This window comes from Methylobacter sp. BBA5.1, assembly GCF_000746145.1.
In the GTDB taxonomy this organism is placed as follows: domain Bacteria; phylum Pseudomonadota; class Gammaproteobacteria; order Methylococcales; family Methylomonadaceae; genus Methylobacter; species Methylobacter marinus.
Map to the genome: position 1 here is coordinate 34,079 of NZ_JQKS01000036.1, position 17,556 is coordinate 51,634.

Consider the following 17,556-nt stretch of genomic DNA (forward strand, 5'->3'; position numbering starts at 1 on the left):
GATAGCGATCATGCAACGTCAACACACCCGCCCGCCCAGCTTCGGCGCCGGACTCAACGTCACACCGCTGATCGACATGGTGTTCATCCTGTTGATCTTTTTTGCGGTCAATTCCTCCTTCGTCAAGGAAACCGGCGTCGAGGTCGACCGGCCCACCGCGCAGAGCGCCGAGCGCCAGGACCAGGCCGGCATCCTGATTTCCGTGACCCAAAGCGGCGAGATCTGGATCGAGCAGCAGCAGGTCGACGTGCGCGCGGTACGCGGCCATGTCGAACGGCTGCACGCCGAGGCGCCGGAAGCGTCGGCGTTGATCCTGGCCGACAAGCATTCGGAAACCGGCATCGTCATGCAGGTCCTGGATCAGGCCAGATTGGCCGGCATTGCCAATGTTGCGGTCGCGGCGACTGAAGAACTATGAGACTGGCGCTGATTTTTTCCGCCGCATCGGTGATCAATCTGTTGCTGTTCTGGTTCATGATCCAGATGGTGACCGCCGAACACGGCAAGCAGTGGGTCAGAACCACCGATGCGCGGTATTTCGACTTTGTCCGGCAACGGCCGAAGCCGGAGACGCTTGCCCGTTCGCCGAGAACAACACCGCCGAAACCGGAGCCGCAAGCGCCCGAAACTTTTTCCGAGCCGATGGCGCGGCAAGCGCCGCCGGCCGAAAACTTGCGTGCCTTGCCGCTGCCGGCGCCGGCGTTAAAAGTGGAAATACCGGCCAGCGCCCGGATGAATATCGGCACCGGCCCCAGCCTGCCGCCCGTGATCAGCGGCGGCGGCCGAAGCAAAACCGGCGCGCTGGGCCGGCTGCCCGGCGCCGGCAGCGGCAGCGGACCGGCCGCGCCGGCCTTTATCATGGCGGACAGACTGACCGCCATTTCGCGCGTTCAGCCGCTCTACCCCGAAAAATTGCGCTTTCGCAGAATAGAAGGCGAAGTGGTCGTGGAGTTCACCGTGACTCCGGAAGGTACCGTGTCCGACCCGACCATCATCAGCAGCAAGCCTGCCGGCAGCTTCGACCGGAGCGCCTTGCAGGCGGTTCGCCGTTGGCGTTTCAAGCCGCACCGCGATGCCCAGGGCAATCCGATACCGGTTCGCGCGCGGCAGATTTTCAGCTTTACCCTAGACCGATGAACCGTTCTCTCCCCCGTCTGTTTTTGCGTTATCTCGGCGTCCTGTTCCTGATCGTCTTCAGTGCGCCGGGCCGGCCCGCTGAAAAAGCCGTCAGCGAAGAGACCTACAAGGTTCTGAAAGAGGCCGACGACTTCTTACGCCAGGGTCAAGCCTCCCAAGCCTTGCGCCAGCTGCGGGCATTGCAGCCCCAAACCCGGGACAAGCCGTTCGATCGGGCCGTCGTCCAGCAATATCTGGCTTACGCCCACGCCGGCGCCAACGATTTCCGCGCCGCCCGGCAAGCGGCCAAGGCCGCGCTGGACAGCAAGCAGCTGGACGCTGATGCCGAACACGGGCTTCATTATCTTGCCGGACAGGCCGCTTTTCAGCTGGAAGCCTACCGGGACAGCGTCTCCCATCTGGAGCAATGGCTGCAAAGCGAGCCGAAAGCCGATGCCGACATCCATTACATGGCCGGCTATGCCGCTTACCAGGCGAAATTGACCCAGTCGGCCATCCGCCATCTGGAAAAAGCCGTGGCGCTGAAAAAAACGCCGCCGTCCGAATGGATTCAATTATTGCTGTCGCTTTACATCGACCGGAAGGATTATGCGAAAGCCGAGCCCATCGTGAAGCGACTGATTGCGAATTCGCCCGACAAACGCGAATGGTGGCGTTACCTGAGCAGTCTTTATGCCCAGCAAGACCACTACGACCGGGCGCTGTCGACAATGATGCTGGCCTATTACCTCGGCGAGGTCCGGCAAGAGGATGTCCTGCAACTGGTCAAACTCCATGCGCAGCAGGGTTATCCGGTCAAGGCGGCCCGAATGCTGGAGGCCGAACTGGAGAGCAAGCGGATTCCCCGCAATTACAAAAATCTGAAATTATTGTTCAGTTGCTGGCAATTAGCGCGCGAGCATAAACAGGCCAGCAGGATTCTGACCGAAGCGGCCGCATTGGCGCCAAACGGCGAGGATTTCATGCTCTCGGGCCGCCTGGCCATGCAGCGCGGCGACTGGACGGCGGCCAAAAAGGAATTTCAGAAAAGCCTGCGCAAAGGCGGTTTGAAACGCGAGGAATTTGCCCGGCTGTGGCTGGGCGTGGCCGCTTTCAAATCGGAGGATGAATCTTTGGCCCGGCAATCGCTGGTACCCTTGCTGGGCATAGCGAACGTCAAGCAGGAAGCGGCCTTTTGGCTGGAGCGTATGGAGAAAGCGAAACCGTCCCACAACCCTCCGCACCAGCCCGACCACCCCAGCAGTTAACGCCGGCCGGCGTATCCGCATGATGGCCGTATGGCGGATCAATCGTATGGTGGATTTGCCTTGGCAATCCACCGACAAACGAAGCCTCGAAACCGTGCTATTCCGCACCTGCTTGAAATGGCGGTTTGCTGCGCGAAACCGCCCTACGCTGCTGAATAAGAATATCCGCCCCCCGAAGGACAGCCAAAAACGCTCGCCACTTCATCAGTTATGCAATGGAGTGCGAATTAGAGTAATCAGCCGTTACCTGAAAAATAAAGTAGGGTATGCATTGCGTACCTTTTCCAGTGGTTCCGGTGAAAGTCATCCCAACTGACAGAGATAATACTTTCACAGTCTCAGGAGCATGGGAACCAGAAACACCTCGTTGCTCATCCTCGTTCCCACGCTCCCGCGCTCGCCGTTATACACAAGTATCGGTAAACTTGCTAAACAGAGTTCGTCGTATACCTGGAAACGGTGCTGTTTGATAAATCTGCGGATATTGAACATCAGTGGCTTCGAAATCGCGACGAAGGCGTCGCTCCCACAAGGGGCCGGATGCTCTGTGGGAGCGATCCCCAGATCGCGATTTCGAAGTCGGGAACGTTGGGCGACAAAAAATGGTATCGAAGCCTCATTAGCTAAGATTGCAAAACAGTAATTTTTGACTTATGTATAACGATGAGCGCTCCGCGTAAGAATGCATACCGAAGCCGAGGAAAGAATATCCGCTCCCAAAGAACCATGGTAGCCAGGAACGTTCGCCACTTCATCAGTTACGCACGAATGAATTCGCACCTACGCGACCATGCATCCTCGTCAACTCGTTCCCACGTGCCCGTGTAAAAAAAGCATAAAAAAAATGCTTGCCGTGACAAATGATAATCATTATCATTTACATAAGGCGATGATTTGACCTCTCGCTGTTTTCGTTTAACGCACCTGTCTCACCGAACAGCGTGCGTTAAACACTTTTTTCAATCGACCATCACGAGGAGCAGCGCACCATGCTTGAAGATCAATCGACTGCCGCGCGCATCGAACTGACCCAATTGCACGCGACGACCTGTCTGTCGATGACGCAGTTCATCAACGGCCGCCATTGCCCGAAACTGGCTCATTCGATCGTGCATCAACTGGGCCTGTTGCTGGCGCATCCGCAGCTGGCGCAGGTCTCGGACAGCCGTGAGTTGTACCGGCAATTGCTGGAACATTGGCAAAAAGTCGCCGCGCAATTACGGGAACAACGCGAGCCGCGGCCTGTTTATCACTGACAATCCGACCTTTTATGAATAACAAAAACAACCGGAACATCCACCGTCAAAGCATCGTGATTGTCGAACAGGAATCCGTTCCTGAGCGGCGCCGGGTCAGCAGCAGCGAACTGTTCGGGGCACAAAACGAAATCCTGATCGATCACCATGACGACGAATACCGCCTGCGCATCACCAGCAACGGCAAACTGATTTTGACCAAATAATTTTATCCGCTTCCCCCAGCGGCATAGCCAGCGCCCCAGCCCCATCGGGCCAGGAAGCCAGCAATTTTTTTATAAACCGCGAGGTACGCCATGTCCGTACAGGCTAAAAAAATTATCAATTTTCCGGAGTCCGCGGCCAGAGCAGCGCTATCGGTTTGCGCCGAGGCGCCGCATTACGGATCACTCTGCGCCGGCAATCATCCTTTACCCGCGGCTAAGTCATTCAACCGGCGCCTGAGCACATTGCCGGCCTGCCGATGGAGCGAAGGCTTGATCGGTTTGTGCGTCGCGCTGGTATTTCATCTGGCCTGGCTTGCCGCAGCGCCGACATCCGAAGCGCCGGAGCCGATAACACCGCCAACCCCTATCCAGGTTTCACTGATTTCATCCCCGCAGCCGCGCGCAGAACCGGCAAAGCCCGCACCGCCAAAACCCCAGCAAAAGCCGAAACCGGTGGTCAAACCCAAGCCAAAACCCAAACCCAAGGCCAAACCGCACAAGCCGGCGCCGGCCAAGCCGAAACCACTGCTTTCCTCATCGAACAGCACAGCGGCTATAAATGCCGCGGAAAAGACGCAAGCCGCTCAAACACCGGTTGAGTCCAGTCCGCCACCGGCTCCCACCGCGACCACAACGTCACCGACAACATCGACGGCCACCCGGGGCGCGCAGTCGGAAGCGGCGCCGGTAACCCTGCCGCACCTGAATGCCAATTATCTCGATAACCCGCCCCCCGCCTATCCCAGGATTTCGCGCAGGCTGGGCGAACAGGGCAAAGTGCTGTTGCGCGTCAAGGTTAATACCGACGGCACCGTCGCCCAACTGTCCGTACGCCAGAGCAGCGGCTTCGATCGCCTGGACCAGGCGGCGCTGAAGACGGTCAAGAACTGGCGCTTCGTGCCCGCGCGCCAGAACGGGCGGATCGTACCGGCCTGGGTCGTCGTTCCTGTTTCATTTTCACTTAAAGGATAAGCTCATGGATTTCAAAGACAACCTCACTCATTTTCTGGCCCAAAGCGATGGCGTCGGCCAGACCCTTTTTGGCCTGCTGGTCACCATGTCGGTCGCCAGCTGGTATTTCATCGTCGTCAAAGCCTGGCAAGGCGCCTTGATGCGCCGGCGTTCGGCGCGGTTTCTGCAAACCTTCTGGAACGCGGCCTCGCTGGATGAAGTCGCCCGTTATCTGGAAGACCATGCGCCGAAAGAGCCGTTTGCCTATTTAACCCGGCATGCCATGACCGCGGCCCGGCATCACGCCGCTCATGGCGCGCAGCGTCTGAATGAAGCCGGCTCCGCCACGGAATTTTTGACGCGCTCGATGCGCCGGGCGATCGACGAGGAAACCGCGCGCCTGGAATGGGGCTTGACGGCCCTGGCCTCGATCGCCAGCACCGCGCCTTTCGTCGGCCTGTTCGGCACGGTCTGGGGCGTCTATCATGCCCTGCTCGGCATCGGCCAGGGCGGAGCCGCGACCCTGGACCAGATTGCCGGCCCCGTGGGCGAGGCGCTGATCATGACCGGCCTGGGCCTGGCCGTGGCGATTCCGGCGGTATTGGCCTACAACGATTGCGCGCGCTCCAATCGCCTGGTGCTGGCCAGGCTGGATGCCTACGCGCATGACCTGTTTGCCTTTCTGACCACCGGCACGCCCATGGGCGAGCCGTCGCCCGCCGCCCGGCCAACAACGGCCGTTGTTTCAGGAGGTGCGTGATGGCCTTCGGCAACTTCGACCAAAGCAAAAGCCAGCACCCGGTTTCGGAAATCAACATGGTGCCGTTGATCGACGTGATGCTGGTGCTGCTGATTATTTTCATGATCACCGCGCCGCTGATGACGCATGCCGTCAAAATCGACCTGCCGCAAGCGTCGAGCACACCGCAGGCGACCGAAACCGAACATATCGCGCTGTCCATCAACGGCGAAGGACAGTTATTCTGGGATGAAGCCGGCGTCACGCGCGAACAGCTCAACGAGCGCCTGCGGCAGATCGCGCAGCAGTCGCCGCAACCGGAGCTGCATGTGCGCGCCGACCAGGCCGTGCCGTACCGGTTTGTCGCCGAAGCCCTGGCCGATGCGGCCAAGGCCGGCGTCACGCGTATCGGTTTCGTGTCCGAGCCGGAGCAATCCGGCGCACGCTAAGGAACAATCACAACATGACTTCGCCACCCCCTCGCCTTCGGGCGAGGGGTGAGGCTATAACTGATAAACCAGCCACCCAGCGTCTCCTGCCAGGCAGCTTTTTACTTCATTTAAAAAGCGATACCAAGGGAAAACGCATGTCGAAAAAAAATTTGTCTTTAAAAGCGGCAACGATTGGCTGCAAATGGCGCCTGAGTCCGCTGCTGCCGCTGGGGGCGGCGCTGAATGGCCTGGCGATGGCCGCCGAGCAGCCCGTTGCCGTCCCCGCAACCGACGAACAGGAAATCACGCTGCCGGCCGTCAAGGTCAAGGCCGCGCGCGGCGAGGAAGCCGGCAGCTACGTGGCCGATACCTCGAGCGCGGGCACCAAAACGGACACCCCGCTCATCGAGACGCCGCAGTCGATCTCGGTGATTACCGATGATCAGATGGAAGCGCAGAACGTCAGTTCACTGGCCGAGACCTTGCGTTACACGCCGGGCGTTCAGAGCGAGCCTTTCGGGTTTGAGCCCCGTTATACCCAGATCAAGATGCGCGGTTTCGATGCCACGGAAACAGGTCTTTACCTGGATGGCCTGAAACTGGTCAATCCCGGATTTGCCGTCAGCTATAACCTCGAACCGTTTGGCGCGGAACGCGTTGAAGTACCGCGCGGCCCCGCGTCCGTGCTGTATGGCCAAGCCAGCGCCGGCGGCCTGGTCAATTATGTGTCCAAACGGCCCTCGTTCGACCCGTTCGGCAGCATCAAGTTTGAAGCGGGTTCGTACGATCATTACCAGGGCGAACTCGATGTCGGCGGCGCGCTCGATCAAGACAAAACCCTCGCCTATCGGCTCACCGTGCTGGGCCGGGACAGTGATACCCAGGTTGATTACGTCAAGGACAACCGCATTTACATCGCGCCGTCGCTGACCTGGAAACCCAGCGACGATACCACGCTGACTTTTTTAAGCCACTATCAGAAGGATGAAACCCAGTCCTCGCAGCGATTACCCATCCAGGGCACTTTATACGGCAATCCCAACGGTAAAATCCCGACCAGCACCTTCACCGGCGAACCGGATGTCGACCGCTATGACCGGGAACAGTTTGCCGTCGGCTATTTGTTTGAACACCGTTTCAACGATCACCTGACACTTCGGCAAAACACCCGCTATTACAACACTGAAATCGATGTCCGCAGTGTCTATGCCGCTTTCCTGCAGCCGGACCAGCGCACCATCGGCCGTTATTATTACGAGATAGACGGCGAGGCACGCGGCTTCAGCCTCGACAATCAGGCGCAGATCAAATTCGCAACCGGTTTCGTGGACCATACGGTGCTGGCGGGCCTGGATTTTCAACACACGGACGCCACCAACGTATTGCCATTCGGCGTTGCCCCGGACCTGGATATTTATAACCCGGTTTACGGGGCCGGCGTCCCGGCTCCGTTCCCCAGCACAGACGAGGCGATCACGCAGAATCAAATCGGGCTTTATCTTCAAGACCAAATCAAACTGGGCGAGCACTGGCGCGTGTCGTTGGGCGGGCGCTACGACATGGCGGAAAGCGAGACCGAAGACCGGCTCGGCGGCACGCGGACCCGCCAGGACGACAATGAACTGACCGGCCGCGCCGGCTTGGTGTATGTCGCGGACAACGGTCTGGCGCCTTATTTCAGCTATGCGCAATCGTTTCTGCCGGCGCTGGGCACCGATCTGGTCACGGGAACGCCGTTTAAGCCCGAGACCGGGGAACAATACGAGTTCGGCATTAAATACCAGCCGAAAAACCAGAACAGTTTCATTTCCCTGGCCTATTTCGATCTCACCCGGGAAAACTTCCTGACTCTCGATCCCGTTTCATTCCAGAGCGTCCAACGGGGCGAAGCGCATTCCAACGGCGTCGAACTGGAAGGCCTCGCCAGCTTTGACAATGGCCTGAATCTGACGGCCAGTTATAGCTATCTGAATGCGAAAGTCACCAAGAGCTCCTTTGCCAGCGAAGTAGGCGAGCCGTTGGAGTATGTCCCCAAGCACAAAGCCACCTTGTGGGCCGATTACACCGTGCCGTCCGGCATGGCCAAGGGCTGGGGCATAGGCGGCGGCGTGCGCTATATCGGCGCCTCGTTCGGCAACACGTATTACGACAGAAACACCACGGAAATACCGGGCTACGTGCTGTTCGACGCGACCATGCATTACCAATGGAACCAGATCAAGCTGGTTTTCAACATGCAGAATGTCCTCGACAAGGAGCATGTCACGACCTCGTTCGACGACTTCACCACCTACGGAGCAAGACGCATGGTAACCGGTTCCATTCAGTACAGTTTCTGAACCGCTACGCGGTAAGGCCCGCTTTACCGCTATAACCGCCAGCATCAAGATCACCGCGCGATGGCTTGACCACGGATTTGCCCGGTTTAGCACCAAGGGCAGTTCCGCAATCGGCGCGATGATCCGGCCAGCCGACCTTTGTACAACCATTAAGCAATCCACTTTCAACCAGAGGTAAGCCTATGAACGCCGACACTTTAAAGCTGCAACCGGTAAACACGCCCAGCGAACCTGGGCAGGATAAGTCCCGGCTCGCCAGCTTTATTTTCCATGAGAAGAATTTACACCGCTATAAGAACGCCCTGTTGCAGGGCATTGAGTTGATACAAAAAAGCCTGTCAGCCGTCGACAAACCGTTCAGCGGCATTCTGCCGCGCGAACTGGCGGCTCAATTTAACGCGGTTGACCTGGATCGCGCCTGCGACCAGTTTGACGAGGCCCTGGCGGAAGTTGAGGAACTGTATCTAGCGCATGCCGTTTATTTTCATCATCCCCGCTATGTCGCCCACCTCAACTGCCCGATTGTGCTGCCGGCTATTTTGGCCGAACTGCTGCTGACTTCGATCAATTCCTCGGTCGATACCTGGGACCAAAGCGCGGGCGGCACTTTCATCGAACAGAAGCTGATCGACTGGACGGCGGAAAAAATCGGCCTGGGCGCGCGGGCGGACGGCATTTTTACCAGCGGCGGCACGCAATCCAACCTGATGGCGATGCTATTGGCGCGCGACCACGTCTGTTCGAAAACATGGCGGCATCACGACAATAAAACGCAGGGCTTGCCGCAAGATTGCCATAAGCTGCGCATTTTCAGTTCGGAGCTCAGCCATTTCAGCATCCAAAAAGCGGCGGCGATACTGGGCCTGGGTTATGACGCGGTGGTGCCGGTTGCTTGCGACCGCTATTTCAAAATGGATGTCCGGGCGCTGGACCAGGCGATCAAGGACTGTCTGGCGCAGGGCTTGATCCCGATGGCCGTGGTCGCGACCGCCGGGACCACCGATTTCGGTAGTATCGATCCCTTGCCGGCAATCGCCGGAATATGCCGCGCCCATGGCTTGTGGCTGCATGTCGATGCCGCTTACGGCTGCGGCCTGCTGGTGTCGCCGAAATTCCGGCATTGGCTGGCCGGCATCGAGTCCGCGGATTCGGTCACGGTGGATTATCACAAGTCATTCCTGCAACCGGTCAGCTGCAGCGCGTTTCTGGTAAAAGACCGGCGGCATCTGGCCGTTGTCACGTGCCATGCCGAGTACCTGAACCCGCTCAGCCAGGTCCATGAGGGCACGCCGAACCTGGTCGATAAAAGCCTGCAAACCACCAGGCGCTTCGATGCGCTGAAACTCTGGCTGACACTGCGCATGATGGGGGCTGACCAGATCGGCGCCGCGTTCGACCAGGTCATTCACCTGGCGAAACAGACGTATCTGCTGTTGCTGTCGGAGCCTTGTCTCGAGGTGCTCCATCAGCCCCAGCTCAGCACGCTGGTGTTTCGCTATCGCCCGTCCGGGCAATATCAGGAAGCAGACCTCGATGCGCTCAATGCCGCTATCCGCAAAGCCCTGTCAAGATCCGGCGAGGCGCTCATCGCCAGCACCAAAGTCCAGGGAAAACAGTATCTTAAATTCACCTTGCTGAACCCGTTGACAACCATTCAGGACATGCAGGCCGTGCTTAAACTAATCAAATACCATGGGCAAAACCACTTCAATTCAGGCGCCGACAGCGCCGTCCAGCCGGCCTGCCAGGCCGTCAGACAGGCCATCATCAAGGAGAGCCGCGATGCGTGAGACAACTTACGATGTGATCGGGATCGGCGTAGGCCCGTTTAATTTGAGCCTGGCCTGCCTGATGGAACCGATTAAAGGCTTGAACAGCCTGTTTCTGGAGAAAAACGCGGGATTTAACTGGCATTCGGGGATTTTGCTGCAAAATGCGCACCTGCAAACGCCGTTCCTGTCCGATCTGGTCACGCTGGCCGATCCGACCAGTCCATTCAGCTTCTTGAATTACATCAAGGAACAGGGCCGGATTTACGCGTTTTATATCAGGGAAAACTTCTTTCTGATGCGTAGCGAATACAACCAGTATTGCCAATGGGCCGCGAGCCGGCTGGGCAATATTGCCTTCAATACCCGGGTCGAACACATCGAATTTTGCGCCAGCCTGGGCTGTTATGTCATCCGGGCGCGATGCACGGACACCGGCCAAAGCAAAACTTACCATGCGAAAAAGCTGGTTCTGGGCACCGGAACCGTCCCGTACATGCCGGGTTGCTGCCGGGAAATAGCCGACCGGGCGATCCATTCATCGGCCTATCTGCCGAACAAGAAAGCGCTGCAAGGCAACCAGTCGATTACGGTTCTGGGCAGCGGGCAAAGCGCCGCTGAAATTTATTACGACCTGCTGCAAGACATTGATGTGTATGGTTATGAATTGAGCTGGATTACACGCTCGCCCCGGTTTTTTCCTCTGGAGTACAGCAAACTGACGCTGGAAATGACCTCGCCGGAATACGTCGATTATTTTTTCCAGCTGCCGGCGGACACCAGAGAGCGTCTGATCCGTGAGCAAAAAAACCTGTACAAAGGCATTAACGGCGCCCTGATTAACGATATTTACGATCTGATGTACGTCAAACGCCTCAGCCATGACATCCGGGTCAACCTGTTCACGAATACGGAATTGCAGGCCGCCGCCTTCAATCCGGATGATCAGCATTTTGAACTGACAGTGCATCAAAACGAGCAAGAAGTCCGCTATGGCCATCGCACGCAGGGACTGGTGCTGGCGACAGGCTACAGTTACCAGTTACCGGCGTTTGTGGCCGGCATCGCCCCGCGCCTGCGGTGGGACGAACAGGGCCGGTTCGCGGTCAACCGAAATTACAGCATAGACCGGGACGGCACGGACATCTTTGTACAGAATGTCGGACTGCATACGCACGGCTTCGTCACGCCGGATTTGGGCATGGTCTGTTACCGCAATGCCTGCATTATCAAAGCCGTCACCGGCCAGGAACACTATCCCATCGAACAAAGCATCGCGTTTCAGCGCTTTTCGGCGCCGGCGGAAAAAATCGTACTTTCCGGATCGGAAGCGGGTTAAACATGACTTCGACGGTGAAATTTTCTCTCGTGGCCATGATTGCGGTCTCGGTGGTGAGCGATGCCATGTTGCTGCCGTTTTACCCGCAGTTCTTCGAGGCCGTGTTTTCCGTTACCGAACCTCGGCAGGTCGGCTTTTACCTGGGGGCGACCTGCTTCGTGGTGATGCTGGCGTTTCCGCTGTGGGCACGGATCGCCAGGTCCGTGCCGGTCATCAGGCTGCTGATTTATACCCAGTTCGCCGCCGGGGTATTGAGCATTCTGTGCCATGGCGCCGAAACGTTGCGGGACTTCTGGCTGGTTTCGCTGCTGATGCTGGTATTCAAGGCCAGCTATCTGCTGATTTACCCGCATATCATGCGCTTTGAACAACAGGAAAAGCACAGCGGCACGATCGGGCTGCTGTCGGTCATCGTGCATTTAGGCGCCATAGTCGGCGCCGGCGCCGGCGGTTTCGTGCTGCAGTGGTTCGAGCCGCGTCAAGTCTTTCTGCTGATGGCGGCCGGCGACTTCGCGCAGATGTTCATGTGCGTTTTCCTGCCGGGAAAAGCTGAACCGGCCGCCCGGGCCGAGCCTCGGGAACAACCGGCACCGGCAACCGGCCGGCCGGCTTCAGGCCGGGTTTATAAGCTGGGCCTGATCATGCTGCTGTTTTATTTCAGCATCTGGCTGGTGCGGCCGTTCTTCTCGCGCTACTGGCAGTCGATTTCCGCCTGGGACGGCGAGATTGTCTCCGGCCTGGTATTCGCCATACCGGGCGTAATGGCCTTTCTGGCGCTCTGCCTCAAGAACCGCGCGATCGGCAAGACCGGCCTTGTGCCGGCGGTCTTTTCAGGCATTTGCGGGCTGCTGCTGCAAGCCTCGCAACAGGAAGCGGTCGTGTTGGCCGGACGCTGCCTGTACGGCTGGGCCCTGTTTCATGCCACGGTGCGCCTGGATTCGCTGTTGTTTGCCATCAGTACGCCCGCATCCTACGCGGCGGACTTTAGCAAAATCTATTTCTTTCAAAGCCTGGGCGCGCTGCTCGCTTTCTTCAGCATCGGTCCGCTGGTCGCCTCCCGTGGCCTGCAAATGCCTTTAATCGCGGGCGCATCGGGATGGTTATTGACCGTCCTGCTATACAGCCTGCTGTTTAAAGCCGGGTCGAAATCGGCCGCTGCCGTGATGAAAACCTCATGAAGCGAATCACGCCCCATTACACCAAACTAATAACGAGTCACACTACATGGATAACGATACTTTCAACTTCAAAAAACATGTGCCGGCGATCGGCACTTTCCGCTTGCGCCCCTTGCAAATTCCGCAAGATATCGCCCGGATACAGGATTGGGTCAATCGCGACTATGCCCGTTACTGGGGATTGCAGGGCCGATCCGCGGCGCAGGTTGAAGCGGAATACAGAAAAATAACCGCGCAGGCGGAGGTGTTCATGGGCTATTGCAACGACCGGCCCGCTTTTCTGCTGGAATGCTACGATCCCGAACACGCCGAAGTGGGCGGGCATTATGCCCGGCAGCAAGGCGACCGGGGCATGCATGTGCTGGTTGCCCCGGCCGAGCGCCCGATAGCCGGTTTCACCTGGGCGGTGTTTACCGTCATCATGGACTTTATCTTCAGCGATCCCGAGGCAAGGCGCATCGTGGTGGAGCCGGATATCCGCAACGACAAAATCCATGTGTTGAATAAACGGGCGGGATTCGACTATCAAAAGACCATCAGCTTATCCGACAAAACCGCCTGCCTCGCCTTTTGCACCCGGGAGCAGTACCAAGCCGCGCTGAACCGGGAACACCATGCCCTGCGCGCGGCCATCGCCGCATCGCCCCAGCAGGCGGTCAGCCATTTGCAGGCAGAATGCTGGGCCAAAGTGAACCTCCTGCATGTTTGCAAGGCTATCAGCGAGTTCGCGCACGAACGGCTGATCCATCCCGAACCGCGGTTCTCGGAAGACGGCTGGGGGCACTATCGGCTGAAGACCGACCAGCCTGACACCGAATACCGCTTTCGGGCGCAGGTGATGAGCCTGGAGCATTGGCGCATCGACAAGGATTCCCTGGAAAAACGGGTCGGCGGCGACAAGGCGCCCGCGGATTCGCTAAGCTTCATCTTGGAAATAAGCCGGACGCTGGCCATTGATCCGGCCATGCTGCCCACTTACATGGAAGAGATTACCAGCACACTGTATAGCGCCGCTTACAAGCACGGCAGGCAGGGCGTCGAGGTCGCGGACCTTATCCAGGCTGATTTTCAAACGCTCGAAACCGCCATGATGGAAGGCCATCCTGTGTTTCTGGCCAATAACGGCCGGATCGGCTTCGATGCCGTCGACTACCGCGTTTACACGCCCGAGGCCGCCGCGCCGGTCAAGCTGGTCTGGCTGGCGGTGCACAAAAGCAAAGCGGAATTTTCCTGCGCCGATGATTTGTCCTATCAGGCATTAATGGACCAGGAACTGGGAGCGGCGAACCTGGAGAAATTTAGCCATTGCCTGGAACGGCAAGGTCTGGCCGCGGATCAGTATTGGTTTATGCCCGCCCATCCCTGGCAGTGGTACAACAAACTGGCCTTCATCTTCGCCGCCGATATCGCGGCCCGGTACTTGGTCTGCCTGGGCTACAGCGAGGACACGTATCTGGCCCAGCAGTCGATCCGCACCTTTTTCAATGTCAGCCATCCCGGCAAACGCTATGTGAAAACCGCGCTGTCAATTCTCAACATGGGCTTCATGCGCGGGCTTTCGCCTTATTACATGAGCGCCACGCCCGCCATTAACGACTGCATCAACCGCTTGATTGAGCAGGACCCCTATCTGGCGGAAAAAGGCTTTCGCATCCTGCGCGAAGTGGCCGCCATCGGTTATCGCAATGCTTATTATGAGACGGCCATGACCTGCGACAGCCCCTATAAAAAAATGCTGGCGGCGTTGTGGCGGGAAAGCCCCCCGCCCCGGTTAAAGCCGGGGCAGCGCTTGATGACCATGGCCGCGCTGCTGCATGTCGATGCCCGGGGCACGGCGTTATTGCCGGCCCTGATCAAGTCATCCGGCCTCGATACCACGGCCTGGCTACGGCAGTATCTAAACGGCTACCTGAGCCCCCTGCTGCACTGTTTCTACGCCTACGACCTGGTTTTCATGCCGCACGGCGAGAACCTGATCCTGGTATTGGAGAACAATGTCCCGGTCAGCACGATCATGAAAGACATTGCCGAAGAAGCCGCGATCATGAACCAGGACATCGTGCTGTCCGAGAAGGTGCGGCGTTTATCGGTATCGGTGCCGGAAGAGCTGAAGATTCTGTCGATCTTCACCGACTTTTTCGATTGCATTTTTCGCTATCTCTCCCACATTCTGGTTGAACAGGGCGATTACGCGGAACACCGGTTTTGGCGGCAGGTCGCGGACTGCATCCTGGACTATCAACGCGCGCATCCGGAACTGGCGGATAAATTCGCGCGCCACGACCTGTTCGCGCCCGAGTTCCTACGCTCCTGCCTGAACCGGCTGCAACTGGGAAACAACCGGCAAATGATCGATCTCGCCGATCCGGCCAAAAACCTGAAATTCGCCGGCACGCTGAAAAATCCCATCGCGGCCTTCAACCCCCATAAAAGCAAGCCTGAATTGCCGGAGGAATGCTGATGGCTGAGCACTGCGCATTGACCGCCATTAAGATGCCGCGGACGGCCATGGCCGCGATGATCATGCACCGGTTCGCGCGGTAGCCGTCCCATGTCGAATCGAGATTCAATAAAAACATGGTATCAGGTCCATAAATGGACGAGCCTGATTTGTACCCTGTTCGCGCTGCTGTTGTGTCTGACGGGACTGCCGTTAATCTTCGCGCACGAGATCGATCACGCGCTGGGCTATCAGGTTGAGCCGCCGGCCCTGCCTGAGATCGGGCAGCGCGTGAATCTGGACGATATCATCGCGGATGCCAAGACGCGCAAGCCCGGTCATGCCGTGCAATTCCTGGTCGGCGATCCCGACGAGCCGGATTTGTGGTCTGTACGGCTGGGGGTCACCGCCGACGCGCCGGAGCCATCGGCCTTCTACAGCTACGACGCGCGCACCGGCGAATTCCTGCACGAATACCCGCTGCGGCAAGGCTTCATGAATGTATTGCTCAGGCTGCATGTCGATTTGTTTGCCGGCTTGCCGGGCATGTTGTTTCTGGGCTTCATGGGGTTGCTGCTGGTCATTTCGCTGATATCGGGCACGGTGCTGTACGGCTACTACATGCGCAAAATCCGTTTTGGCAGTATCCGCCGAAGCCGGTCCGCACAGGTAAAATGGCTGGACCTGCATAACCTGCTCGGCATCGTGACGCTGGTCTGGCTGCTGGTCGTGAGCGTTACCGGCGTGATCAATACGCTGTCGGTTCCGATATTCGACCGCTGGCAGTCCACGGAGCTGGCGGAAATGACGGCGCCTTTCCGCGGCCGGCCGCCGCTTGCCGGTATCGTTTCGGCGCAACGGGCGCTTGATGCCGCCGGTAATGCGGCACCCGGCATGACGCTCGGTTTCATGGCTTTTCCGGGCAATGACTTCGCCAGTCCGCATCATTTCGTCGCCTTCATGCAGGGCGCGACGCCCCTGACTTCCAAACTGCTCAAACCGGTGCTCATCGACGCGCAAACCGGGAAAGTAATCGCGCAACGCGATCTGCCGGGCTATGTCAGCGCCCTGCTGGTTTCGCAGCCGCTGCATTTTGGTGATTACGGCGGCCTGCCGCTCAAGATCCTCTGGGCAGTGTTGGATATTCTCAGCATTGTGGTGCTGATAAGCGGCTTGTACCTGTGGCTGAAAAAGCACAAGGTCTCGTTCGAAACGCGGCTGGGCGTGCCGATGAACGAAAAGCCGGAGGCAACATTGCCGATCAGCGCCCCGAAACAGGCGGATGGCCAATGAAAAAGCCGCTAACCGGGCTGCAAATCTGGGGAGCGCCGATCCTATTGGCCATGATCAGCGCGATAGGCCTTATTGCCGCCCTGCTTCATGACGGTATCGGCGATATGGTGTCCTGGATTGCCCTTGCCGTGCCGGTCGTGGCCGCGCTTTGGCACGCTGGCCGGCGGGCCTGATCCGGGCAAGGCGCGCCTTTACACCGGGGATTAATGTATCGCCTGGCCTGGAGAACTGATCATCGCTTGCCGGAATTTACTTGATCAGCGTTAAAGAGCGCCGTTCAGGTTTTTTCTTGGCGACCGTTCTGAGCTTTTTCGACGCCTCCGTCAAGGTATCGGCCAGCCCCAGGAAATTGTCCACGCTGAAACGTAAAGTGACGTTCAGGACATGTAAATGCACGATTGCGCATTCCCGGCAAACGGAGACTTCCCCGAACGCTGTCAATGCCAAATACTCATGGTTGCATGCTTTCTTCTTCATAAAATGCCTCTTCTATTGAAAGTGTTGGGGTTTGGCTGGAGCGCTTATTCATTAATCGGAAACATTACCTTCAGGCATGCGCCGCCATGAAAACAAGCCATCCACTGACCTGCAGGGCGCCCGGTGTATTCATAAATCCGGTAGGGTACGCATCGCGTACCTGTTGAGATGGCATTCACCGGAACCGCTGGAAAAGGTACCAGACTGTGAAAGTATTCAGCATTTTTCTCTTCAATGTCTATATGCTGTTATATACAAATATCAAATGCACAATATATTGTGGTGAAAATTTCAAAAAACGAATACTTTCACAGTCTCGTACCCTACTTTATTTTTCAGGCAGGCTTGCCGATAACAAAACTCAATTTGCACAACAGTCGTTGCTTTCAAGTAACGGCTGATTGCACTAAAAATGACTTCCTGAAATCGCGAACGATGCGCCTCCTGGCGTCGGCACATATATGGACTCCTCGATTATTGCAAGCCAAGTTTTCAATTTTGTAATGTCACTAACAGAGATCAAGATTGCCGCCATATATTCGGTCTCTTAACAGAGGTTTTCTTACCTCAGGACTCCTGATGAATCTATCCGCGCGCTTTCACCTCAACCATCCTAACGGTTTCTTAAGAACCTATGTGCTGAGCGGGTTTGGAAAGCACCGGTCTGACCTGTTGTTGTCATCACTAATCGTTAACTTGCCTCCGCAATCTTGTGTACTCGGTTAAAATAGTGCTCAAGAGGGTTATCCACGCT

Annotated in this window: 17 protein-coding genes; 16 read left to right on the forward strand and 1 reads right to left on the reverse strand. The window is 57.6% G+C overall.

The features are described 5' to 3' along the window. The first annotated feature begins 10 nt into the window (after positions 1-10). The 16 genes from EK22_RS18450 to EK22_RS25000 all read left to right on the forward strand — a co-directional run bounded on the left by EK22_RS18450 (position 11) and on the right by EK22_RS25000 (position 16,498). Positions 11-418: an ExbD/TolR family protein gene (locus EK22_RS18450; protein WP_036253371.1), complete on the forward strand. Its 408-nt coding sequence runs from the start codon at positions 11-13 to the stop codon at positions 416-418. Next, entirely contained in the window at positions 415-1,137 is a 723-nt protein-coding gene (locus EK22_RS18455) for an energy transducer TonB (protein WP_036253374.1), read from the forward strand. Before EK22_RS18450 ends, EK22_RS18455 begins: the two co-directional genes overlap by 4 nt. Further along, the gene (locus EK22_RS18460) at positions 1,134-2,384 is read left to right on the forward strand and encodes a tetratricopeptide repeat protein (protein ID WP_036253376.1); all 1,251 of its coding nucleotides are present in this window, start codon (positions 1,134-1,136) and stop codon (positions 2,382-2,384) included. The genes EK22_RS18455 and EK22_RS18460 overlap by 4 nt, the downstream gene beginning before the upstream one ends. Before the next feature lie 19 nt (positions 2,385-2,403). Next, entirely contained in the window at positions 2,404-2,700 is a 297-nt protein-coding gene (locus EK22_RS24995) for a hypothetical protein (RefSeq protein WP_036296335.1), read from the forward strand. 673 nt (positions 2,701-3,373) lie between these two features. Further along, positions 3,374-3,640 carry a hypothetical protein gene (locus tag EK22_RS18465; RefSeq protein WP_020158694.1) on the forward strand — a complete coding sequence of 89 codons (267 nt, stop codon included), beginning with the start codon at positions 3,374-3,376 and terminating at the stop codon, positions 3,638-3,640. Between the two features lie 14 nt (positions 3,641-3,654). Then, positions 3,655-3,846: a hemin uptake protein HemP gene (gene hemP, locus EK22_RS18470; RefSeq protein ID WP_020158695.1), complete on the forward strand. Its 192-nt coding sequence runs from the start codon at positions 3,655-3,657 to the stop codon at positions 3,844-3,846. A 90-nt stretch (positions 3,847-3,936) separates the two neighbouring features. Beyond that, a complete protein-coding gene (locus EK22_RS18475; RefSeq protein WP_081917964.1) occupies positions 3,937-4,818 on the forward strand; it encodes an energy transducer TonB in 882 nt (293 codons plus the stop codon). 4 nt (positions 4,819-4,822) lie between these two features. Next, on the forward strand, positions 4,823-5,557 hold the full coding sequence (locus EK22_RS18480; protein WP_036253379.1) for a MotA/TolQ/ExbB proton channel family protein: 735 nt from the start codon (positions 4,823-4,825) through the stop codon (positions 5,555-5,557). Continuing rightward, the gene (locus EK22_RS18485) at positions 5,557-5,985 is read left to right on the forward strand and encodes an ExbD/TolR family protein (protein WP_036253381.1); all 429 of its coding nucleotides are present in this window, start codon (positions 5,557-5,559) and stop codon (positions 5,983-5,985) included. Before EK22_RS18480 ends, EK22_RS18485 begins: the two co-directional genes overlap by 1 nt. Positions 5,986-6,122: 137 nt before the next feature. Continuing rightward, on the forward strand, positions 6,123-8,306 hold the full coding sequence (locus tag EK22_RS18490; RefSeq protein ID WP_200882625.1) for a TonB-dependent siderophore receptor: 2,184 nt from the start codon (positions 6,123-6,125) through the stop codon (positions 8,304-8,306). A gap of 182 nt (positions 8,307-8,488) precedes the next feature. Beyond that, complete coding sequence (locus tag EK22_RS18495) at positions 8,489-10,096, forward strand: pyridoxal phosphate-dependent decarboxylase family protein (protein WP_036253383.1); 1,608 nt, start codon at positions 8,489-8,491, stop codon at positions 10,094-10,096. Then, entirely contained in the window at positions 10,089-11,414 is a 1,326-nt protein-coding gene (locus tag EK22_RS18500; protein ID WP_036253385.1) for a lysine N(6)-hydroxylase/L-ornithine N(5)-oxygenase family protein, read from the forward strand. Before EK22_RS18495 ends, EK22_RS18500 begins: the two co-directional genes overlap by 8 nt. A gap of 2 nt (positions 11,415-11,416) precedes the next feature. After that, positions 11,417-12,592, forward strand: a complete 1,176-nt coding sequence (locus EK22_RS18505) for an MFS transporter (RefSeq protein WP_051961967.1) — start codon at positions 11,417-11,419, stop codon at positions 12,590-12,592. 46 nt (positions 12,593-12,638) lie between these two features. Beyond that, positions 12,639-15,053 carry a GNAT family N-acetyltransferase gene (locus tag EK22_RS18510; protein WP_036253388.1) on the forward strand — a complete coding sequence of 805 codons (2,415 nt, stop codon included), beginning with the start codon at positions 12,639-12,641 and terminating at the stop codon, positions 15,051-15,053. 90 nt (positions 15,054-15,143) lie between these two features. Next, a complete protein-coding gene (locus EK22_RS18515) occupies positions 15,144-16,325 on the forward strand; it encodes a PepSY-associated TM helix domain-containing protein (RefSeq protein WP_036253390.1) in 1,182 nt (393 codons plus the stop codon). Next, complete coding sequence (locus EK22_RS25000) at positions 16,322-16,498, forward strand: hypothetical protein (protein ID WP_036253392.1); 177 nt, start codon at positions 16,322-16,324, stop codon at positions 16,496-16,498. Before EK22_RS18515 ends, EK22_RS25000 begins: the two co-directional genes overlap by 4 nt. A 76-nt stretch (positions 16,499-16,574) precedes the next feature. On the opposite strand, the gene EK22_RS18525 is transcribed toward EK22_RS25000, so the two are convergent. Next, positions 16,575-16,802 (reverse strand): hypothetical protein, encoded by a 228-nt coding sequence (locus EK22_RS18525; RefSeq protein ID WP_036253394.1) that lies wholly within the window; start codon positions 16,800-16,802, stop codon positions 16,575-16,577. Between the last annotated feature and the right edge of the window lie 754 nt (positions 16,803-17,556).